The sequence below is a fragment of the uncultured Gelidibacter sp. genome (genome assembly GCF_947500795.1).
Classification (GTDB): domain Bacteria; phylum Bacteroidota; class Bacteroidia; order Flavobacteriales; family Flavobacteriaceae; genus Gelidibacter.
In genome coordinates, this window is the sequence record NZ_CANMTE010000001.1 from 921,105 (window position 1) to 943,733 (window position 22,629).

Below are 22,629 nucleotides of genomic sequence, written 5' to 3' on the forward strand. Positions count from 1 at the left end.
CCTTAATTTTAACAAAATTTTTATAAACGCATTCTCAAATGTATACTTTTTTATTATAAAATGCATAGATGAAAGTTGAATCTTGCATTTTTTTGCATACATTTAATAAAATTATTGCATTGAGTTTAGCTTGAGTCGGAATACAGAAAAAACACATGAAGAAAAAAGAGCGCCAGCAAAAAATAGTTGACGAAGTAAGTATCAATAGAAAAGTCAGTTCTACCTACTTGTCAGAAAAACTAAATGTTTCAGAAGACACCATCAGAAGAGACATTAAAGAATTACATGACCAAGGATTATTGGCAAAAGTTCATGGTGGCGCTATTTCAACCGTTCAAAAACTATATCATTATAATGAGGACGTTATCTATAATAGAGAAAATAAAGTCCGAATAGCCTTAAAAGCCATCAAATTAATTGAGGATGGCATGGTTATTATCATGAGTGGCGGTACTACAAATTTAATCTTGGCCAAATTGTTGCCTAAAAATTTAAAAGCCACCGTTTACACCTATAGTTTGCCTATCGCCATGCAATTAACGGAGCATCCCTTAATTGAAACGATTTTTATTGGCGGTAAAATTCAAAGAAGTGCCATGGTTACCACTGGGATTGATGTTATTCAATATCTTTCAAATATTAGAGCCAATATCTGCTTTATTGGCGTGAGTGCGTTAAGTATCGAACAAGGCGTTACTGATGAAGGCTATGAAGTGGCCATGATTAAAAAGGCAATGATCAATGCTTCCCAAAAAACAGTGTTTTTGGTCACACCTAATAAGTTTAATGCGACGTTAAATTATGATGTGTGCAATATTGCGGACATTGGGACGGTTGTAACTGATCTTGCTTCTGAAGACCAAAATTTTAAGAGGTACAAAAAGGCAGGATTAAATTTACTGTAGACCTATTACAGTTCTCCCCTCTGCCTTTACTTAAAGATACCATAGAAAGGAATGGCACTTTCTACAAATGCTTTTAGATAGTCAAATCATTCTTGTTGGCACTTGCAATATTTTGTTTGTTAGCTATTATGGAAGTGATCATAGTTAATATATGAGTCCATCTCCATCAACTTAAAAATGTGAGATTTACGTTTTAACGAATATGCTCACACCCAATAGGTTCAAACCAATGGCTAATCCAATTCACAACATTTTTTAGTTCTCACTCACAACATTTAGAAGTAGTTTTCCCTAAAACTGCAGACTTCATCTAAATGCGCGTTCTTAAATGTTCGTCATACTTACGATAGTTAACTTATAGAAGTTATAAAAATAATATGCGCATCTCAATTGTCATTAGCTTTTAAAACTTTTAATAATAGCGATGTCATTGCCTGGCATATTTTTACAATGCACAAAAAATAATTCAATTCAATTTTAAAAAACTTCAGATTAACTATATCTTTAGAGGATAAAACGCCTTATAGTTGTTGCTCGGTATACTTGAATACAACGTAGACTATAAGATGGTAATCGGGAATATATATTTATAAAAGATGCAATTAAAAGATAAGACAGTTTTAATTACCGGTGGCGCTTCAGGCATTGGTAAAATTATGGGACGATTAATGCTGGAACGTCAGGCAAAAGTGATTATTTGGGATATTAATCAGGAAGGCATTGACACTACAATAGCCGATTTTTCTAATCTAGGTAACATTTCAGGATATAAAGTGGATGTTTCCAATATTCAGAACATCCAAGATACTGCTATAAAAGTAAAGCAAGACCATGGGAACGTTGATGTGCTGATCAATAATGCAGGCATCATTGTTGGCGAATATTTTCATGACCATTCCACGGCTGACATCATTAAAACCATGGAGATCAATGCGAATGCTCCCATGTTAATTACCGCGGAATTTTTAAAGGAAATGCTCCAACAAAACTCAGGTCACATCTGTAATATTGCGTCTTCTGGAGGTCTTATTTCGAATCCAAAAATGTCAGTATATGCTGCCAGTAAATGGTCGTTAATTGGATGGTCAGATAGTTTACGACTTGAAATGAGGAAATTAAAGAAGAATGTAAACGTGACTACCATTATGCCCTACTACATTAACACCGGCATGTTTGATGGTGTACAATCCAAAATTCCAATTCTCGATCCTGAAGCTGCTTCCTTAACGATTGTAAAAGCCATTGAGAAAAATAAAAAAATGGTCACAATTCCCGGATACATTTACAGAGTAACACGTTTCGGACAAGCCATCATGTCTGTTAATGTTTTCGATTGGTTTACAGGTAGCGTTTTAGGAATCTACAGCACTATGGAACATTTCACAGGACGGAAAAAGTAACGTAAAATCAGAAAAATCAAATTAGAATTTCTTAGGTGAAACACCTAAACCCTACTCGTTTATCAAAGTTTAATTTTAATTAAAGCACTTTTTAGCTAAACTTTAATACAACTCCATACCCTTACACTCTCCGAATAGATTAATTTTGCAAAATTAAATTTTGAAGAAATGGTTTCTGATTTATTCATTGCAATGCTTTGGAGTATTTCACCTTTTGGCGAAGCAAAAGTTGGTATTCCTTATGCCCTATTGAATGGTGTGAATATTTATATAGCGTTCTTGTTTTGCTTTTTGGCGAATGTTTTGGTGTTTCCTATGATGATGTTCTTCCTTAAAGTAATCAATCTTTATTTTTTTAAGTGGTACTATTATAAAAAAGCAGCCCTCTATGTGGCTCGACGTGCTAAAGTTGGTGCGGGAGAAAATGTGAAGAAATACGGATTTTGGGGCCTTATTGTTTTTGTTTTGATTCCACTTCCGGGAACGGGTGTTTACGCTGGTACTATTGCTGGGTATTTATTTGGGGTGGAGCGTAAACGCGCGTTCTTAGCAAATACTATCGGTATCTTTATTTCATGTGCCATTGTTTGGACAACGACATTATTGGCGATGAAAGGCTTTAATTAAGATGTAAATTTCCGATATCACTCTATTGGAACATTGACAATGCTTCCCTTCTACTTTTAGTATCCAGAAAAACATACACAATGTTGCTAATAAAATGACTGGCCAAAACTGCAACAGCAGCACCGTTCACTTGCCAAATTGGGATCAGCAGATAACACAGTAACAAGTTTGAAACACATCCGAGAATAAAACGATACACATTCTTCTGTATATCGTTGGCGTTAATTAAGTGCTTCTCGTAAATCATTCCAACAAAGACAAAAAGTGGCGCCCAACAAAAAATCAACAAGGGATATTTTGCTTCGGCATAAGAGGAGGTGAAAAAAGTATCCAAAATGACATCTCCAAATAGCGTATAGAATCCACCAATTCCAACTCCAAGCAATAGCATTATTTTAAGAAGTCTCTTTATTTTTATTTTATAGAGCGTTACGTCATCCTGAAAGGATTCGGCGAGTGAAGGATATAATGCATTAATTATAGAAAATCCGATATTCCAACTCAATCCAATAACTAAAAATTGAACCGTTGCAAAAATCCCAATGGCATGATCGTCATGATAGTATTTTAAAAACAATTCATCAATAGTAATGTAGAACATGATTAATCCATTGGAAATAATCAATGGAAAAGACATTTTTAATAAGGTCTTTGCGTAGCTCCACGAAAACTTCCATTGGCTAAAGAAAACCAACTTCTTATACCTTAATATCACAGAATAGATAAGCCCTTGAATGAACATATCCAGCACAATAAGTTTGGCGAAATAATACACATCAAACTGATTTTGCACGCCATAAAACTGCAACGCCACAATAAGCATTAAGCTGGCTATTTTACTTATAAATATGATTTTAGTCCATTTTTTTGCCAATAAATAGTATTCAAATACATCCGTCAATTTGAACAAATAACTAAATGCTATTATCAGGTATAAACCTCGTAGCGGACTGCTATCAGTAAAACTAAAATAGATAAGAATGCCTATAAAAATCAGCAACCAACTGATGAGTCGGAGATAAAAAGCAGTGGCTAAAATCAGCTGCGTCCGTTTGGGATTAAATATAAGTTCCCGAATACAAATGGCAGATAAACCCAGGAAAAACAAAGGTGTGATCATTCCAAAAACAGATTCTACAAACTTAAGTTTCCCTATATCAACCGTTCCTAAAGCGCTAAATATCTTAGGAACTATAAAAACACCAGTTACAAGTTGTATAACTTTTTCGAGTGTAAACCACTTGGTGGCAATAAAATCTTTTCTACTAAAAACCGCTGTCATGAACTGGATTTGGGTGGGTAAATATATAAAATCCGATTCTCTATAATCGATTGAAAGTAAATTATTACATTCGTTTATCTAATCAACTTTATGACTCCAGAGTTTCTACGTCGTTACTATATTTTACGCGTTATATCAAACCCAAAAGTGTATGGGATTGAGAAAAATGGCTTTGTTCCTCTAACCGATTTACAACGCGCATTAGATCAATTACGTTTAGATAATATTGATGATCCGCTGTATGATAAATTAAGTCAAAATGGCCAAAAAACTATAAAACGTGATCTTCAAAAGATAAAATCCTATTACCAGACCATTATCTTACACAAGCGTAATTACGGGTATTATGTGGAAGAAACTGATGTGAGTGAATCGCTCAGGGACGTCTATGAGAAAACGGAAATCTACCTCCTCCACCACCATGCCCATAAATGGAAATCGTATGTCACAACCTCGCGGAACTCACTAAGCGATCAAATAGATTTGGTGCCCCTAATTCACGCCATAGAACAACAATACAGAATTGAGTTGGAGTATCAAGGTTGGTATGATGATAATGGATTTGAGACTATTTCTGGTTTTTTTCAACCCTTACATCTCAAAGAAATCAACAAGGCTTGGTATTTAATAGCGCATAAGGAGCAGTATGGAATTTATTCGTTTTGTTTAGACGAAAGGATTAAAACTTTTAAAATCAGCAAACAGCAAGTAAAGCACCCCATAGAATTCGATGCATTTGAGTATTTCAAAAATGCCATAGGTATTTTAAAGACAGGAATACTACCAGAATGGATTCATATTGAAGTGGCCAACCATCATTTTAAATACGCCATAAACAATCCGCTACATCATTCCCAGGAAATTGTCGCCTACCCAAAAATTCTAAATTCACACGAATTAGATTATAGCAATCCGGACATTTGGGGCGAAATAAAAGTGTTTTTAGAGCCTAATTACGAGTTCTTAATGGAGATTTTGAAATATAATCTTTGGGTAAGAATTGTTAGTCCGTTACATGTTAAAGCGTATGTAAAAGAGCATGTTGGAATGATCATGAAATATTACGAATAACATCTACTCCTCCAATCCTATTATATAGTCACGCTTAGATTTTTGTGGTTTAAAATTAAAGTTTTTTTAAACGGACATATTTTGTCCATTTAAGAAATAGCTTTGAAACTGAAATCAAAATATTAAACCCCAAATCTACCAACCTATGGCTACCTATAAATGTCGAAAATGTGGCATCCACAAGAACGACACGCTAACTTCCCAGTTAAATACACGTATTACCTGTACTGCATTTGAAAAGGACGCCGACGTGGTTTTTCACGACTGGCAGAAACTTTCGGAGGAAGACTTGGTGTTGCATTAACAATCAAACTATTAATTTATTTGGAAAAGTAAGGATAATGAACCTTTTAATTTTTCATGATGACATGTGGGTTACCGCATAATCCGATGAAATTTTAAAGATAGGGTTCAACAATTATGATTTTACAAATTCAATTTAAATCAGATTATAACGATGCTAACATTCGAGATTTTATCTAATGTTACTATAATATATCAACGATTTTAGGACTACATCAACTAATTATAATTTAAAGAAACAATAAAATGGATAAAGAGAAAATAGAAATCGATTTAGGAATTGAAGAGCAAAATTTACTTGCGGAAATAGAAGAACTCCAAAGTAAGATGAATGAGGTGGACCCCAAAAAACTTAATGGACAATTAATGGATGCTATTAAAGAAAAATCGATTGAGTCAATAACAATGGCTCTAGGTGTTTCCGATATTTTAGAACAAACAGGTCATACAAAAGCTATTAATTTTAAAAAAGAATTTGAAAATAAAAAAAAATGGGACAATACTCCCATAACTGAAAGAAGCAAAAAGTACAAACCAAAATTCACCAATGGTGATGAATTTGAAAAATTATTAAATAAAGAAATCCCAAAATACAATAGAGAGGAATATGTTGGTAAGGGAAAAGGGCTATCACAGGCGGAGACTCAAAAGGAAAAATGGTTAGAAAGTAAAAAAGAAGGAGGTATCTATGATGCGTTTAGAGGCAAGTTTATTGCGAACGATGAAAAAGATAAGAAAAACAAAGCATATGAGTGGGATCACTTCAAATCAGCTTATGAAGTACATAATGACCCTATCTTAAGTTTATTAAGTTTAGAAGAAAAAAGAAATTTTCTAAACTCAAATGAGAACTTAGTTCCTGTTTTAGGAAAATTAAATAATCATAAAAGAGCTGTAAGTCTTGACGATATTCCAAAATGGTTAAACGCACCTTCAAAAGAAGATCCAAATAAAACCAATAAACAATTTTTTGAAATTGACGAGGAGCGGATTAATAATGCAATGGAAAAGGTAAGAGAAAAGAAAATGAAATCTTAAAAAACAAAACAGTTATATATGGTCTTAAAACCCAATCTAAAATTGCGGTATCGAACGCTGCCAAAAGTGGTGTTAAAGCTGCAATTGGCAAATTGCTATCAATAACGGTTATTGAAGTAATTAATGAATTTAAAAATGAAGAAGAAGTTGATTTTAAAACTAAAGCAAATAATATTACTGCAAGAATTAAAGCGAAATCAAAAGATATTTTGAGCTCGTTTAGTCATCATTCAGTTAATAGTTTTCTCTCAACCTTTATAGATGCCCTACTGAATTCGGTATTTAAAATAGCGAAGAACATCTTTAAATTTGTTAAAACGGCAATTATGTCAATATTAAAAACTATTAAAATTTTATTTTCAAATAAGTACACTTTGGAAGAAAGGCTCAATGAGGCTATGAAAATAATGGGTGCTACAGTAGCAACATTAATAGGCGTAGCATTAGACGAGGTTATTGGAAATGCATTGATGACCTACTTACCTTTTACCGCTCCGTTTGCCGGTTACATCTCACCAGTTTTATCTGGTTTAATTGTTGGAATCAGTTCTGTATTACTTTTACAAGGATTTCAAGTGTATAAGAACGAAATTGCTTTTAATAAATTAGAAGGAGAAAATATTGATAAGTTAACAAGACTATCGAAAGTCAATATGGCCCAAGTTGGTGTCAGTGATTACAAGACGACACAATCTGTTGGTTTATCAATTACGGTTTTTCAAGGAGTACTACCTATTATTGCATCTTGCAAAAGTCAAATAAACGATGCAATTCAAGATTTATCAGAAATGAAAAATGAATTTACTTTAAGATCTATTAACGTAGAAAATGCACAGGACGAAGCAGACCATCTACTAGCTCAATTAAAATCCCTATCCTAATGACTAATACTCAACAAGAAATTATTCCGTCAAATCTTGTTCCTGAGGTAAAAAGACTTCAAAGTAGACTTAACGAATCTGGCAAGAACCTGGAACGACTTACTAAAAATTTAGAACAACATAGAGACTTAATTGGGGAAACACAAAAATCCGTTGACGATCAATGGTTCTCAAGTAGTCCAAGTAGAAATGAGTTGTGGAAATTAATCAAAAGCGATCAAGAATCAAATAGTAAAACAACTAAAGATATCGCTAACTTATTTAAAAGTGTTAATCAAAACACAGCAGATCTGGCTCAAATGGTTAGAGGTCTTGCTCAGTTATCATGTATGACGTATGAAGATTTAAATAAAAGTTTTAATGAAATCAAAGATAACAGAAAACAAACTAATGTTAATGGAGAGATACTTGAGAAAGGGCAATCACAGTTAAACCAACTTATAAAACTACATCTTGACAGAGCAAAAAATGAACGAGAAAAAGAGATATTATTTAACCAAAATATGGAAAAAATTGATTTTGCATTAGACGTAACTAATAAATCTGTTAATCTCAAAATAGAAGAACTTAATTCCGCTATGGAACAAATCTATTTTTTAAAAGAACTAAATAATAAATTAGTTTTAGAATCTAACCGATTTGATAGCGTAAAGAAGAGGTTAAAATTACTGACAACTTTAAGTGTAGTCGCGATAATGTTGTCAATAGCATCAGGAATTTTTATTTATATACAGCTATTTTAAAAAATGCCAATAAGAAATTAGATTTTGAAGACAACACATTTGCTGATTTTTATAATGATTTCATAATTGAAATTTAAATTTACAACTATGCAAACCACCACCCGCCCCTACCACCGCTCCGAAATAGATCTTCTATTCACTAAAATAAAGCAACAAATGCACCAAGAGGCCTTAAAGCAAGGCGGAGATGGTATCGCACTTTATAGAGATTGCTACACAGGTAAAATTCTGCGTGGTGGCGATCGCTATGATTATGAGCATATCCGCTCTTCAGAATCCATATTCATGAAGTATTGCGACCAATTGACCAATTCTGAAATTGCGGAAGTGGTCAACTGCCCAGAAAATGTGGCCGTGACCTTACGAACTATTAATCAGTCTAAAGGTAAAATGAGAATGGAAGATTGGCTTGCTAATGCGAACAACATTACCACCCACAGGATTGATCTTGGATTAACTAAAAGCACTTTGGCTTATGCTGATATCGGCATTCAGCGGAAAGTAAACGAAATACTTGCTAGGAAGTAATTAATTATAAGGGACCTAGTTACACGAAAACCAGAGGTGAATCCTCTGGTTTTAGTTTTTAAGCATTTTTTTAAAAGTAAGTTTGTTCTAACGATTCACCAAAAAATTCTGTGGATCAAGACGATCACGACAATCCTAATTAGATATTTCTAATTACTACTCCTGCTCGAATTCTAAAATATCTTTAGAATTGAATCCGATAAAAATAGTGTCTGCAATATTTTTGTCTTGTGTCATTACCGTCAATTGCTCGCCTGATTCCAATTTTAATAACAGTTGAATAGAATCGCCAAGTTCAATTTTTTTAATGACTTGAGCTGAAGTTAAATATTCACAATCGGCTTCAGCAGACGACGGACTCACAATAATCTTTTCATTCCTAATAGCATGGCAACAGGTTTCCTTTAACGGACATCTAAATGCATTCTGTAAATTTTTATTGATATGTATGGTGCTACCAAATAAAGACGCCACGTACAAGGTATTTGGTTTTACGTAAAGGTTTGTGGCCACATCTTTTTGAATCACTCTGCCCTTTTGTAAGATTAGAATTTCATCTGCAACGGACAATGCATCTTGGGTATCGTGGGTTACAAATAACACAGTGACACCTGTTTTCTTTATAATATCAAACACTTCATTGCGCAACTGTGTTCGCAACATGGTGTCCAAATTACTAAATGGTTCATCTAAAATCAATAAAGAAGGTTCTGGCGCAAGCGCTCTTGCCAAGGCCACACGCTGCTGCTGTCCACCTGAAAGTTGATGCGGGTAACGTTTCCCTAAATCGCCCAAGCCAACCAATTCCAGCATTTCTTGTGCTCTTTGCTTTTTATGCTTCATTTTTGAAATCCCGTACAGCACGTTGTCCAAAATTGTTAAGTGCGGAAATAAAGCATATTCCTGAAAAACCAATCCGATTTTTCGCTTCTCCGGTTGCACAAACTTATCCAACGAAGCAATCACCTTATCCCCCATGACGATACTTCCATGATCAGGCCTTTCAAGTCCTGCAATTAAGCGCACCAATGTGGTTTTTCCACTCCCACTCTCTCCAACAATAGCACACACTTGGCCAGCCTTCAAATTGAAAGTCACATTCTCTATGGCGTAATTTCTGCCTTTGTCAAAACTTTTAGAAAGAGCGTTTATAGTTAACATGGTTATTTCTTGATCAATAATTTATTTAAAAATATCACTGGTAGCATTGCTGTAAAGATAATAAAAAGTGAAGGGATAGACGCCTCCATGACCATCTCATCACTGGCATATTCAAACGCCTTTACTGCTAAAGTGTCAATATGATACGGTTTTAAGATGAGTGTTAATGGTAATTCTTTCATCACATCAATAAAAACCAATATTACCGCACTAAAAACACCTGTTTTTATGAGCGGAAATTCGATTTTAAAAAATGTTTTTAAATTTCCAACGCCCAAAACCTTCGAGGAATCTGGGATGGAATTATCCACTTTTAGAGCTGTCGAATCTATCGGATTATAAGCCACTGCCAAGAATCTGACGGCATAGGCATACAATAGCGCAATTAAGGTGCCATTGATGATTAAACCAGAATCTATTCCAACTTTTGCCAACATATTAATCAGCCATTTGTCTAAAGCCAAGGTAGGAATCATAATACCAATGGCAATCACAGCACCTGGAATGGCATATCCTAAAACCCCAATTCTAGAAATATTTTTAATAGAACTCAAGGTGCTCCATTTTGAAAAATAGATGAGCAAAAGAGCGAAAAACACAGTGATGAGCGCTGATGAAATGGCTATGGCAAAACTCTGAAGTGAAATCATAATAAATTCCATATCAAAAACAGTCGATGCTGTGATAACCGCCCAATACACCAACTGTGCTACGGGCAGCATAAAACCTAAAACTATTGGCAACAATACCACCGAAAATATCAGCCATTGCAAGCCTCCTTTAGGTTGCTTTCTCTGAATTTGCGTACTATTGGTTTTTGAAGAAGTGAATTTAACCTTTCTGACTTGCCATTTTTCAAACAAGATTAAGGCAAAAATAAATATGATCAATAAGGCCGATAAATAGACTGCTGTTTGTGGTTCTTCAAGTGAAAACCACGATCTGAAAATTCCCGTGGTAAACGTATTGACACCATAGTATTTAGCGGCACCATAATCATTGAGCACTTCCATCAACACCAACACCAAACCGGCAACAATAGCAGGACGCGCCAAAGGCAACATCAATTTAAAAAATGTTTTGAGCTCACTGACGCCTAACATTTTTGAAGCTTCCAATAAATTATTCGCTTGATTGAGAAAAAAGGCGCGAGCGCTCACATATACGTAAGGGAATAGAGAAATACTTAAGACGAAGGCAAGTCCGGCCCTATTCATAATATCGATGCGGACAAATTCCAATCCGAGTTGTCTAAACAAGAGATCCATACTGCCGCCGTAATCAAAAATTCCGGCATAGGCATAGCCAACAATGTAGGATGGGATGGCCAAGGGTAGAATTAATAGCCATTCCATTTGTTTCCGGAACATAAAGTCGAACCGCGATACAAACCACGCTGAAGACACGCCAAAAACCAAAACAAGAATACTGCAAAAAAAGACAAGGTATAAGGAGTTCCAAATATATTCTGGCAACAGGTACTCCACAATGTGGCCCCATGTTTCACCTGGTCCAGAAAACAGCTCTACACCAATGAATATGATTGGCAACGCTAAGAAAAAAACAATGGCCAGTGTAAAAACTGACCACCTGTTACTATCTCTTTTAAGCCTTTTTACCCTCGTTTTTAATGAGAACGCTTCATTTTTATTTCCACCCTGCTGCATCAAAAATCAAAACTGCTTTCTTGTTAAATTCTCCTAATTTGTTCAATCCTAATGTATCTTCCTTAAAGTCTCCCCAAGCTTTAATATCGGCAACAGGGGCAACACTTTCTAAAACAGGATACTCGTAATTAGCATCGGTAAACACTTGCTGTGCCTCTTCGCTAATTAAATACTCTATAAATAAAATCGCATTTTCTTTATTAGGTGCGTATTTAGCAACACCAGCACCGCTGACATTAATATGTGTTCCTCTATCGTTTTGGTTAGGAAAAAACAATCCTATTTTCTGAGCTGTATTTACTTCTTCCGCATCTGGCGAATTCAACATTTTACCGATGTAATAGGAATTGACAATCGCTATATCCCCTTCTCCAGCAACAACTGCTTTTACCTGATCTCTATCTGAACCTTTTGGAGAACGTGCCAAATTCGCAACGATTCCTTCAGCCCATTCCTTAGCAGCCGCTTCGCCATTGTTGCCAATAATTGACGCCATTAAAGATTGGTTGTAAATATTAGAGGATGAACGTACCAATATTTTACCTTTCCATTTTTTGTTTACCAAATCTTCATAAGATGATAAATCTTCAGGTTTTACACGGTCTTTTGCATAGGCGATAATTCGCGCTCTTTTTGTCAATCCGAACCACTGATTATCCACATCCAGTAAATGTGACGGAATGGCGTTTTCTAAAATTTCAGATTGTATGGATTGCAATAGACCTTCCTCCTTAGCGCGACTTAATCTTCCCGCATCTACGGTAATTAAAACATCAGCAGGCGATTGTTTGCCTTCCATTTTCATTTTCTGAATCAACTCATCGGCACTGGCATTAATCACCTTTACTTTGATTCCCGTTTTCTCTTCAAACATTTTGAAGATATTTTGGTCTGGCTCGTAATGACGGTGCGTGTAGACATTAACAACCTGTTCTTTGGCTGCCTTTTGTTCAGAAGTAGTGTCTTTCTTTTTGCTCTCGTTTCCGCAAGCAACTAATAAGGAAAATGTGGCTACTGCAAATAGTATTTTTTTCATGATATCTGTTTCGAATTGCAAATATAACAATTTAGAATAGATATAAATAACGAGATGGACATATTAGGAAAATAGCAGTAAATACATGTATTAAGCGCTAATAATATCTTTAATCTCTATCAGACCTCCCGTACTTAACATCTCGAAATGTAGGAAGATTTTCGGTAATGCGTCCTGCACCCTTTTTGTTAATTTTGAAGGTAACGTCCTTTGTGGTAGTGAATAAAAGTACCGATGAAAAAGAAGTTATGAGATGCGATTTTACCAATTGATAAGCTTCCTCTAAACTAAGTTCTTGCTCCTCATCCTCTATTTCTTTGGACCTGTAGTGTGTTTTTACCAAGACTTGAGAGTCATCCTCTTCATCTAATGGTCTGACGAATATGTTTTTCAAGTCAGGCTTACCAATGGTTTTTGCCATGGTCAATTTCGCAAAGCGCTTCTCTTTGATACTCTCCATTACTTGGTCCCAGAAAAGGTCGAAAACAGCTTGATATGACATATATGTAAAGATTATTGATAGGTTAATTTGAAGTTTCAAAAGTAATATTAATAATTTGATTAATGATGACACTGAACTTTCAGAATCGGCATTCCCTTTAGATATCAAATGAAGCGAGCTATTGAAAACTAATAGTCCACTGCCTTTCCCGGATAACTATAAAATAGTAAATTAGTATAATTGTTTCAATCTTGGAATACTATGCAAAATCAATCACAAAACCAATTCATTAGACCTTATGCGCTTCAAGACGAATTTCAGGTTATTGAACTTTTAAGGCAAAATATCCCTGCGTCTTTTGATCCTTCTGAGGAACAGGATTTTATAGATTATCTTAAAAACGGCTTGGAAGATTATTTTGTGTATGATGAACATTCCAAAATTTTGGGTGCGGGTGGCATCAATTATCTTCCCGAGGAACAACTGGCCCGAATTTCATGGGATATGGTGGATCCAAAGATGCATGGAAAAGGCATCGGTAAAAAATTACTTGAATTCCGCATAAACCATGTTAAAAACAATCCAAATGTAAATATGATCGACGTTCGCACCTCGCAACTCGCTTATAAATACTATCAAAAATTCGGTTTTGAATTGATGCATATCGAAAAAGACTATTGGGCAAAAAACTTCGATCTGTATCACATGCAACAGCGTAACAAAATATCATAGAAATGGAGCTGAATCTGGCAGACCCATACCCTATCATTTTAAATACATAAATCATGAAAACAAGAACAGTACAATTAGTTGCGAGCCCTGGCCAACCTCATTTTGTTGGCGATGGATTTCGCGTTCATAACTTTATACCTAGCAGCTATGGAATGAATATGCAACGCATGAGTCCGTTTTTGATGCTAGATTATAATTCCACCTATGCTTTTCCTCCGTCCGACAAACCGAAAGGCGTCGGAGTGCATCCACATAAAGGATTTGAAACGGTAACCATTGCCTATAAGGGTAAAGTGGCACATCATGACAGCAGCGGCGGTGGTGGCATTATTGGTGAGGGCGACATCCAGTGGATGACCGCTGCCAAGGGCGTACTTCATAAAGAATATCACGAAGAAGAATGGAGCAAAACAGGAGGCGATTTCCAAATGGTCCAGCTTTGGGTGAATCTTCCGGCCAAGGACAAGAAATCCGACCCGAAATATCAAGCTATAAAGAATGCAGACGTTCCTCTAGTTACATTACCGGAACATGCTGGAAGTATTGAAGTCATTGCCGGAGACTATAAAGGGACAACAGGAGCAGCTTCTACTTTTACCCCGGTACATTTATTCAATGCCAAGTTGCATAAAGGCGGCACAGCAGATTTTCACTTTCCTGAGCATTATAACACCGCACTCCTTGTATTGGAAGGATCAATCGTGGTCAACGACAAAGAAAAAGTTCCTACAGACCATTTGGCACTGATGGCAAATGATGGCGAAGCTTTTAAAATTGAAGCTACTGAAGACGCTTTGGTATTGGTATTAAGCGGGGAGCCTATCAATGAACCCATTGCAGCCCAAGGTCCTTTTGTGATGAATACTCGAGATGAATTGATTGAAGCGTTTAATGATTTCAATAGTGGAAAATTTGGTTATTTAGAAGATTAACGTCGAGGTAGCTATTATATAGAAATTAGGCGACCTCCTTCTTTTATAAATTTCCTCAATTCTGAAGCCAAAAATGACAATCCGATAATTACGCTGAGAGTATTATAATTCTCTACAGATAAACTTATAGAAATCTAATTATCAACAATCTAAAACCTCAGAATTAGTTAAAAGTGATTTAAAAAGCAGGTATAAAAGCGGTAATTTGATTAACTTTTAGAATTATTCACAGTATTCAACGCGAATAATCAAACTAAAACTATCGATTATGGAACATACGCAATGGCCAGAATTGTCTTTTAAATCCTCCAAAGACACCTATGAAACGATACACTTATGGACACAGATTATTGGTAAAATAAAATTGGCCTTAAATCCGTGGATCAATCATTCATGGCACTCTACATTAAAGGTGACCACTAACGGCTTAACCAGTGACCCGATATTTTCTGAGGATAAACAACTTGAAATTATACTTAACTTTTTAGAGCACCGTTTGGAAATAATTTCGAGCGCTAATGAAAAGAAAACCTTTGATCTCGAAACCCTGAAAGTATCCAGTTGTTATAAAAAGGTGTTAGCCTATCTTGAAGATATTGGGATAGCCATAAAAATAAACGCCGTTCCGAATGAAATTGAAGGCGCAATCCCATTTCATGACAATCATGACGGCACGTATGATACTGAGGCTGCCATTAACTTTCATAAAGCCATGCTAAAAGTGAATCAGGTTTTCACCCAATACCGTTCGGAATTTATGGGAAAAAGCAGCGATGTGCAGTTTTTCTGGGGCAGTTTTGATTTGGCAATTTCGCGATTTTCAGGACGTAAAGCACCCCAACATCCCGGTGGCATTCCAAATTTGCCCGATTGGGTAACACGAGAAGCCTACAGCCACGAAGTGATGAACTGTGGCTTCTGGCCAGGTAATGAATCCACACCTTTTGCTGCATTTTATAGCTACATCTATCCAGCACCCGACGGATTTAAAAAAGCGGCCATCAAACCAAGCACGGCCTATTATGACGACAATTTGGGGGAATTTATTTTGAAATATGAAGATGTTCAAAAATCAGAAAACCCTTCTGAAACGTTATTAGAATTTCTACGCAGCAGTTATGACCACGCGGCAAAACTCGCCGATTGGGATATAGAAAAATTACAATTTAAGCTAGAAAAAAAATAGAGTTCACACAACACATTATCAGATTCCCACCCTTCTACCCTAAAGGGTTTGTAATTTCATTCTTTTTTACTATTTTGAATTTAACAATCTATTGAGACATCATCATAATGTGAATTATCCCTAACAGAAAAATCCAAAACGATAACAAAAGCTATTATGGACACAAAAGAATATTCAAACGGAGAAATCACCATTTTATGGAAAGCAGAAAAATGTATCCATTCTGGAATATGCGTAAAAACATTACCACAAGTTTACAATCCAAAAGAAAGACCGTGGGTGAAACCCGAAAATGCAAGCACGCAAGAATTATTGGATCAGGTTTCAAAATGTCCGTCAGGGGCTTTGAGTATTAAGTAGTGAGCTGTTAGTATTAAGTAGTGAGATGTGAGTATTAAGAACTTAGATGTGAGTATTAAGAATTGAGTAATGAAATAAGTAATGGACAGAGCACATTGTTTAAATGATACGCTCATGTCCATTTTCATATGTACGCTACTCCTGTGATGACTTAGAAATTTAACTTTTAAAAACAGTTTGCTTTTCAATACCCAATTTCTTCATTTTGGCAAATAGGGTTTTGGCATTCATATCCAAAATTCCTGCTGCACCATTTACGCCACTGACCTTTCCTTCAGTGCGTTTTAAAACTTCAATAATATGCTGTTTTTGCATCTCCTCAAACGTTAGAAGCTCTGAGGTTTTAATCGGACCTGATTCTGTAGGCATCCAACTCCCCACATTTAGCGGGGTCTTTTGGCGACGAAGATATTAGCGCATGGACCATTTCCTTTATTGTAGAAAAGGAATTTAATACGTCGCATCCCTTTACGCTGGGTCTCAAAACAGAAGCTATAAGCGGCGATTCTGATGCTGATGACCATACTTTAAACACTTTTGATGCACTTTACCCAAGAGGCGCCTATTTTGGTCGTGTGGCACGTTTTGGCCCATCCAACTTAATAGATGTCCACCCCTATTTTAAAAGCACTATTGGTAAGGTAAATATCGAAATGGACTATGTGGCATTTTGGCGATTTTCTACCAATGACGGACTTTATAATCCTGCATTAATGTTAGATTATCCATCCGTCAACAATGAACGCTTTATTGCCAATCAAATAGGTGCCATTGCAGGTTACGAGATCAATAAATTTATCTCTATAGAATTAGAATCCAACATCATTTTTCCAGGTGCATTTCTAAAACAAAGCAATCAAGGAGATCCCTTATATCATTTTGTCTTTACTACTGCAACAAACTCATTTTTACAATACTCACAAATTCGTACAACTTCTATATTACTGCTCATTATTTAGTATCAATAAATACCTTTAAGGTAATTTAGCATAATTTAAGTGCCATTAAGCGACAAATAAAAAGGCAAAAACATAACATTTGTACCTCAACTACTACGAAGGTACAAATAAGGTACAAATTTGTACCTTGCAAACCTATAATACTTATTAACAGATATTAAACAATAGCAATAAAAAAGCCCTAATTAAAGGGCTTTATAGTGTTTCGTTATGTTTTTATTATTCTTTGTTTAATGATGGTTACTTTCCGATGCAAAAATTAGCAAAAATATTCCCCAGCAAATCATCATTGGTGATCTCTCCGGTGATTTCCCCAAAATGAAGAAGTGCTTGTCGGATATCAATGGCTAATAAGTCGCCAGACAGTTCGGAATCTAAGCCATATTTCACTTTCTGAATTTCTTCAAAGGCTTTTAATAAGGCATCATAATGGCGCGTGTTGGTCACAATAGTTTCATTGTTTCTAAGCGCTCCAGTATTGATTAAATTGAGTAAGGTATCTGTCAATTGCTCTACACCAGCTCCTGTTTTAGCAGAAATTGGAATGAGGTGTGTGGCATGAGGTGTGAGCGCTTTTATGAAGGACTCTAATTCACTCTCTGAAATTTGATCAATTTTATTGAGAACAATCAACAGCTGTTTTTGTGGAAATTTATTCTTTATTTTTTCTATTTCCACTGTAAAGGATTGCACGACTGTAGGATCATTTGCCAACTGAACACTGCTGATTAAGAACATCACTACTTGTGCCTGTTCAATTTTTTCGAAGGTCTTTTTGATTCCGATGCTTTCGACTACATCTTCGGTTTCTCTGATACCCGCGGTGTCAATAAATCGGAAGCCCATCCCTCCTATTACAATTTCGTCTTCGATGGTATCTCTTGTAGTTCCCGCTATTTCAGAAACGATGGCGCGTTCTTCATTAAGTAAAGCGTTTAATAAGGTCGATTTCCCCACATTCGGTTCCCCTACAATGGCGACAGGAATTCCGTTTTTGATGACGTTCCCCACCGCAAAAGAGTCTATCAATCGTTTTAAAACGTGAATGATTCTCGTGATCAACTTGTAAAACTCATCTCTATTGGCAAATTCAACATCTTCTTCAGCAAAATCGAGCTCTAACTCAATTAAGCTGGCGAAATTCAACAATTCATCACGTAAGTGCTTGATTTCATTACTGAATCCACCACGCATTTGCTGCATCGCTATTTTATGGGATGCTTCGCTATCACTAGCTATCAAATCGGCAACGGCTTCCGCCTGACTAAGATCTAACTTTCCGTTTAAAAAGGCTCTTAAGGTAAACTCGCCCGCATTCGCCATGCGACAGCCGTTTTTAAGGAATAGCTGAATGATTTCTTGTTGAATATAGAGACTGCCGTGACATGAAATCTCAATCACATTTTCGCCTGTATAGGAATGCGGATCTTTAAAAATGGTTACTAAAACCTCATCAATCACGCGAGGGCCATCAATAATATGACCTAAATGAACGGTATGCGACTTTTGCAAATTAAGCGTCTTTCCTGAAACCGATTTAAAAAATCGTGACCCAATATTTATGGCTTCTTTCCCCGAAAGTCGTATTACCGCAATAGCACCACTTCCTGATGGTGTTGCCAATGCTACTATAGTGTCATTTAAAATCATAAGTTTTGATTTATCAGTAAATCTAGTTTTAAAAAAGTCTCATCCAACAGATAGCAATCTATTAAAGTTTACCCATTTTGTGCATTACAAATAATACAATAATCGGTAATGCCAATAAGCCAATCATCAACAAATCTGTTTGAAAAAGTGATGGCATAAGTATCAAGGTTGCCACATAGCCGCCAATCGCACCTCCAAAATGGGCATCATGACCAATATTTCCAATTTTACTTTTCATCCCATAAATGGAATACATCAAATATAAAATCCCGAAAACATACGCAGGAATTGGTAACGGAATGAACAACAAACCTAACTGCATGGAAGGCTGTAACAAAATGGCAGAATATAACACTCCCGTAACCGCACCACTCGCTCCTACTGCACTGTAATAATGCTCGTTTTTGTGGAAATAAAAGGATAACAAATTCCCCAACAACAAACTAGCTACATAAATAACCAGAAAATGAAAGGTACCTAAATGGAAAACAACCACCGGTGCAAAAAAGTAAAGGGTAAACATATTAAAAATGAGGTGCATCATGTCTACATGCAAAAAGCCAGAACTGAACATTCTGATTTTCTCTCCTCGGACAATGCCACCAACATTAAACTTATAGCGTTCAAAAAAACTATAATCGTTAAAACCTTTGTAGGAAATAATGGCATTTGCCGCGATTACAATAATGGTGACCAAATCTAAATTACCCATAAACTCCAAACGTATTAATTATTTTTAAGCATATCTTTGCACCTGCAAATCTAATATTAAAAAATGCAATTTCTCATTTACATCTTGGTTTATCCACTAATTTGGTTGATTTCAATCTTACCTTTTCGGTTGCTTTACGCCTTTTCAGATGGTCTTTATATTATTATCTACAAACTTGTAGGCTATCGAAAAAAAGTGGTACAGGACAACCTTAGATTAGTATTCCCTGATAAACCTGAATCTGAAATAAAAACCATTACAGAGAAATTTTACCACCACTTTTGTGATATGATGGTTGAAGCGATAAAATCGTTGACCATTAGCGAGAAATCAATGAATGAGCGCCTAAAATTCACGAATGTGGAGCTCATTAATGAATTTGGCAGACAAAATAGAAGTATTGTTTTAATGTGTGGGCATTATGGGAGTTGGGAATGGATTTTTATTCTACAAAAACACGTTATCCACAAGGGTTACGCTGTATATAGCAAATTAAGCAACAAGTATTTTGATAGGTTGGTAAAGAAGATTCGCGCCAAATACAACAGTACTTTAATAAGCACCAAGGAAACGGTTCCTACACTAACCCGAACGAAACTCAATGGTGAGCTGACCATTAACGGCTTTGTTTCAGATCAATCACCACAATTGTCGAGAACATTCCATTGGAGTGAATTCATGGGAATTAAAGTTCCGATCCATACCGGGGCTGAAATGCTCGCCAAACGATTGGATATGTCCGTCGTGTTTTTTGGCGTGAAGCGAATTAAGCGCGGCTTTTACGAAGTTACTTTTGAAACCCTTGCGGCTAATCCGCACGATTTTAAGGATTACGAAATTTCAGATCTTTTTACCAAGAAAGTAGAAGCGCAAATCTACGAGGCACCGGAGTATTATTTATGGACACACCGACGCTGGAAACATAGAAATTCAGTGCCTGAGGAGTTTAAATAATCCTAAGCACCTAAAGGTTATTAAGCGAAATAAACTGATGAATTCATGTTTCAGACCTAGTTCGTGCTAATTCGTGAAATTCGTGTCTAAAACTTACTAAAGCAAAGTTCTAACGCCATAATCATTCATACACATTCGTCCCATTAATGTCTAAAAGCGACACCTCAACTTGAGTAGTGATTCGTGACAATTCGAGTAATTCGTGGCAAAACTTTCAAGCAAAGTTCTAACGTCACAAGCATTTATCCGCATTCGTGAAATTAACGTCTAAAAGCGACACCTCCAACTTGAGTAGCGATTCGTGACAATTCGTGCAATTCGTGTCAAAAAATATGCGCCCATCTGTACAATCAGCATCCCTAACAAGGTCTGCGTTCCATACAAATTAGGCCAAGTATTGTTTGCGCAATTCGTGTCAAAAAATCTGCGCCCATCCGCACAATCAGCATCCCTGACAAGGTCTGCATTCCATATAAATCAAGTATAGTGTGTAATTCTTATCAAAAACTACAACTCAAACCAAGCATCCACCGGCAACTCGAACTTATTTTCCACCGCAGTCGATTTATGAACAAACTCATTAGTCGCCGCTATATAATCATAATCCTTAGCCCATTCTTTATGGTGCTGTGCCAATTCCTTTAAACTTTCACAGAAATAAACAGCCTCCTCAGTGGACGTTGTTGGATGGATGGACATACGGATCCAACCTGGTTTACGCATCAATTCACCTAAAGAAATCTCTCGCGTTAAAGCGTTGGAAGTTTCCATATCTACATGCAATAGGAAATGGCCGTATGTACCCGCACAACTACAGCCACCACGGGTTTGGATTCCAAAACGATCATTCAAGAGTTTAACTCCCAAATTATAATGTAAATCGTCAATATAAAACGAAATAACACCCAATCGCTCTTGGTGCTGACCTGCCAGAATATTGATATTTTCAACTGGACTCAATTCGCTGAAAATATAGTCGATGAGTTCATGTTCACGTTCCAAAATTTTAGCGACATCCATTTGCTCTTTCAGCTTAATAGCCAACGCCGTTTTAATGGTTTGCAAGAACCCAGGCGTACCGCCATCTTCACGATCTTCAATATTGTCAATATACTTATGTTCGCCCCACGGATTGGTCCAACTCACGGTACCACCACCCGGACTGTCAGGAATCATATTTTTATATAATTTCTTATTGAAAATCAACACTCCCGAAGTCCCAGGGCCGCCCAAGAACTTGTGTGGTGAAAAGAAAATAGCATCCAAAGCTTCCTCCTCATCATCCGGGTGCATATTGATATCTACATAAGGAGCAGAACATGCAAAATCAACAAAACATACGCCACCATGCTGGTGCATCACTTTTGCAATATCGTGATACGGGGTTTGGATTCCCGTTACGTTAGAGCCACCAACTACCGAAGCAATTTTAATTGGTCGGTCTTCATGTTTCTTAAGAAGCTCTTTCAGATTTTCAATACAGAACAAGCCGTCTTCCCCTGGAGGAATGACCTCAACCTTAGCCATGGTTTCCAACCAAGACGTCTGATTTGAGTGATGCTCCATGTGCGTGATAAACACAACAGGTTTCATTTCATCAGGAACTGTAGTGTGTTTTCGTAAATTTTCAGGCACTTTCAAGCCTAAAATACGTTGGAATTTATTGATGGCTTCAGTCATCCCGCTGCCACAGCAAATTAGCACATCATCCGCATTACTGTTAACGTGATCTTTAATTATGTGTTTAGCTTTATGATAGGCTTTAGTCATTGCCGTACCTGAAACTGTAGTCTCCGTATGCGTGTTCGCAACATACGGCCCAAAGTCATTCATCAACTTTTCTTCAATTGGCCTGTACAAACGCCCAGAAGCCGTCCAATCCGTATAAATGATCTTCTGTTTTCCATAAGGCGTCATGAACTCCTGATCAATGCCTATAATATGCTGTCTGAATTGCTGGAAATAAGCTTCTAGTTCAGTTGTAGTGGTTTCTGTTGTCTGTTTTGAAATCATTTGGATTACATTTTTCAAGTCAATAATTCCTACAAAATAGTAGGTCA

The 22,629-nt window shown here is 36.3% G+C and carries 22 protein-coding genes and 1 pseudogene; 14 read left to right on the forward strand and 9 right to left on the reverse strand.

Annotation, left to right across the window (positions count from 1 at the left end; all coding sequences use genetic code 11):
* Positions 1–155 precede the first annotated feature (155 nt).
* The 3 genes from Q0947_RS04045 to Q0947_RS04055 all read left to right on the forward strand — a co-directional run bounded on the left by Q0947_RS04045 (position 156) and on the right by Q0947_RS04055 (position 2,932).
* Complete coding sequence (locus Q0947_RS04045; protein WP_299391739.1) at positions 156–905, forward strand: DeoR/GlpR family DNA-binding transcription regulator; 750 nt, start codon at positions 156–158, stop codon at positions 903–905.
* 596 nt (positions 906–1,501) lie between these two features.
* Positions 1,502–2,305 carry an SDR family oxidoreductase gene (locus Q0947_RS04050; RefSeq protein ID WP_299391742.1) on the forward strand — a complete coding sequence of 268 codons (804 nt, stop codon included), beginning with the start codon at positions 1,502–1,504 and terminating at the stop codon, positions 2,303–2,305.
* Positions 2,306–2,473: 168 nt separating this feature from the next.
* Positions 2,474–2,932 carry a small multi-drug export protein gene (locus Q0947_RS04055; RefSeq protein ID WP_299391747.1) on the forward strand — a complete coding sequence of 153 codons (459 nt, stop codon included), beginning with the start codon at positions 2,474–2,476 and terminating at the stop codon, positions 2,930–2,932.
* Positions 2,933–2,954: 22 nt separating this feature from the next.
* Here the strand turns inward: Q0947_RS04055 and Q0947_RS04060 are convergent, their stop codons facing one another.
* The gene (locus Q0947_RS04060; protein ID WP_299391751.1) at positions 2,955–4,214 is read right to left on the reverse strand and encodes a flippase; all 1,260 of its coding nucleotides are present in this window, start codon (positions 4,212–4,214) and stop codon (positions 2,955–2,957) included.
* Positions 4,215–4,304: 90 nt separating this feature from the next.
* Here Q0947_RS04060 and Q0947_RS04065 point away from each other — a divergent pair, with 90 nt between their 5' ends.
* The 5 genes from Q0947_RS04065 (at position 4,305) to Q0947_RS04085 (ending at position 8,778) form a co-directional block, all read left to right on the forward strand.
* The gene (locus tag Q0947_RS04065) at positions 4,305–5,285 is read left to right on the forward strand and encodes a WYL domain-containing protein (protein WP_299391756.1); all 981 of its coding nucleotides are present in this window, start codon (positions 4,305–4,307) and stop codon (positions 5,283–5,285) included.
* 549 nt (positions 5,286–5,834) lie between these two features.
* Positions 5,835–6,626: a hypothetical protein gene (locus Q0947_RS04070; RefSeq protein WP_299391760.1), complete on the forward strand. Its 792-nt coding sequence runs from the start codon at positions 5,835–5,837 to the stop codon at positions 6,624–6,626.
* Positions 6,627–6,718: 92 nt separating this feature from the next.
* A complete protein-coding gene (locus Q0947_RS04075; protein WP_299391763.1) occupies positions 6,719–7,507 on the forward strand; it encodes a hypothetical protein in 789 nt (262 codons plus the stop codon).
* Positions 7,507–8,250, forward strand: a complete 744-nt coding sequence (locus Q0947_RS04080) for a hypothetical protein (RefSeq protein ID WP_299391768.1) — start codon at positions 7,507–7,509, stop codon at positions 8,248–8,250. Before Q0947_RS04075 ends, Q0947_RS04080 begins: the two co-directional genes overlap by 1 nt.
* Positions 8,251–8,337: 87 nt before the next feature.
* The gene (locus tag Q0947_RS04085; RefSeq protein WP_299391773.1) at positions 8,338–8,778 is read left to right on the forward strand and encodes a hypothetical protein; all 441 of its coding nucleotides are present in this window, start codon (positions 8,338–8,340) and stop codon (positions 8,776–8,778) included.
* A 156-nt stretch (positions 8,779–8,934) separates the two neighbouring features.
* On the opposite strand, the gene Q0947_RS04090 is transcribed toward Q0947_RS04085, so the two are convergent.
* The 4 genes from Q0947_RS04090 to Q0947_RS04105 form a co-directional block, all read right to left on the reverse strand.
* Positions 8,935–9,939: an ABC transporter ATP-binding protein gene (locus Q0947_RS04090; protein WP_299391777.1), complete on the reverse strand. Its 1,005-nt coding sequence runs from the start codon at positions 9,937–9,939 to the stop codon at positions 8,935–8,937.
* A gap of 2 nt (positions 9,940–9,941) precedes the next feature.
* Complete coding sequence (locus tag Q0947_RS04095; RefSeq protein WP_299391779.1) at positions 9,942–11,489, reverse strand: iron ABC transporter permease; 1,548 nt, start codon at positions 11,487–11,489, stop codon at positions 9,942–9,944.
* 97 nt (positions 11,490–11,586) lie between these two features.
* The gene (locus Q0947_RS04100) at positions 11,587–12,642 is read right to left on the reverse strand and encodes a Fe(3+) ABC transporter substrate-binding protein (RefSeq protein WP_299391783.1); all 1,056 of its coding nucleotides are present in this window, start codon (positions 12,640–12,642) and stop codon (positions 11,587–11,589) included.
* A gap of 109 nt (positions 12,643–12,751) precedes the next feature.
* A complete protein-coding gene (locus tag Q0947_RS04105; RefSeq protein WP_299391787.1) occupies positions 12,752–13,144 on the reverse strand; it encodes a hypothetical protein in 393 nt (130 codons plus the stop codon).
* Between the two features lie 201 nt (positions 13,145–13,345).
* On the opposite strand from Q0947_RS04105, the gene Q0947_RS04110 reads away from it, so the two are divergent.
* The 4 genes from Q0947_RS04110 (at position 13,346) to Q0947_RS04125 (ending at position 16,294) form a co-directional block, all read left to right on the forward strand.
* A complete protein-coding gene (locus tag Q0947_RS04110) occupies positions 13,346–13,816 on the forward strand; it encodes a GNAT family N-acetyltransferase (protein WP_299391791.1) in 471 nt (156 codons plus the stop codon).
* Positions 13,817–13,869: 53 nt separating this feature from the next.
* Complete coding sequence (locus Q0947_RS04115) at positions 13,870–14,748, forward strand: pirin family protein (protein WP_299391795.1); 879 nt, start codon at positions 13,870–13,872, stop codon at positions 14,746–14,748.
* Positions 14,749–15,016: 268 nt separating this feature from the next.
* Complete coding sequence (locus Q0947_RS04120; RefSeq protein ID WP_299391800.1) at positions 15,017–15,934, forward strand: DUF5996 family protein; 918 nt, start codon at positions 15,017–15,019, stop codon at positions 15,932–15,934.
* Between the two features lie 156 nt (positions 15,935–16,090).
* Positions 16,091–16,294, forward strand: coding sequence for a (4Fe-4S)-binding protein (locus Q0947_RS04125; RefSeq protein WP_299391805.1), 204 nt, complete (start codon positions 16,091–16,093; stop codon positions 16,292–16,294).
* 159 nt (positions 16,295–16,453) lie between these two features.
* On the opposite strand, the gene Q0947_RS04130 is transcribed toward Q0947_RS04125, so the two are convergent.
* Positions 16,454–16,663 carry a helix-turn-helix domain-containing protein gene (locus Q0947_RS04130; protein ID WP_299391810.1) on the reverse strand — a complete coding sequence of 70 codons (210 nt, stop codon included), beginning with the start codon at positions 16,661–16,663 and terminating at the stop codon, positions 16,454–16,456.
* 23 nt (positions 16,664–16,686) lie between these two features.
* On the opposite strand from Q0947_RS04130, the pseudogene Q0947_RS04135 reads away from it, so the two are divergent.
* A pseudogene (locus tag Q0947_RS04135) lies at positions 16,687–17,253 on the forward strand (alginate export family protein); the annotation flags it as partial.
* A gap of 240 nt (positions 17,254–17,493) precedes the next feature.
* Here Q0947_RS04135 and mnmE read toward each other — a convergent pair.
* Positions 17,494–18,903 carry a tRNA uridine-5-carboxymethylaminomethyl(34) synthesis GTPase MnmE gene (mnmE, locus tag Q0947_RS04140; RefSeq protein WP_299391816.1) on the reverse strand — a complete coding sequence of 470 codons (1,410 nt, stop codon included), beginning with the start codon at positions 18,901–18,903 and terminating at the stop codon, positions 17,494–17,496.
* A gap of 61 nt (positions 18,904–18,964) precedes the next feature.
* On the reverse strand, positions 18,965–19,615 hold the full coding sequence (locus Q0947_RS04145; RefSeq protein ID WP_299391820.1) for a rhomboid family intramembrane serine protease: 651 nt from the start codon (positions 19,613–19,615) through the stop codon (positions 18,965–18,967).
* Between the two features lie 63 nt (positions 19,616–19,678).
* Here Q0947_RS04145 and Q0947_RS04150 point away from each other — a divergent pair, with 63 nt between their 5' ends.
* Positions 19,679–20,569 carry a lysophospholipid acyltransferase family protein gene (locus Q0947_RS04150; protein WP_299391824.1) on the forward strand — a complete coding sequence of 297 codons (891 nt, stop codon included), beginning with the start codon at positions 19,679–19,681 and terminating at the stop codon, positions 20,567–20,569.
* 507 nt (positions 20,570–21,076) lie between these two features.
* On the opposite strand, the gene Q0947_RS04155 is transcribed toward Q0947_RS04150, so the two are convergent.
* Positions 21,077–22,582: an aminotransferase class V-fold PLP-dependent enzyme gene (locus Q0947_RS04155; protein ID WP_299392795.1), complete on the reverse strand. Its 1,506-nt coding sequence runs from the start codon at positions 22,580–22,582 to the stop codon at positions 21,077–21,079.
* Positions 22,583–22,629 lie beyond the last annotated feature (47 nt).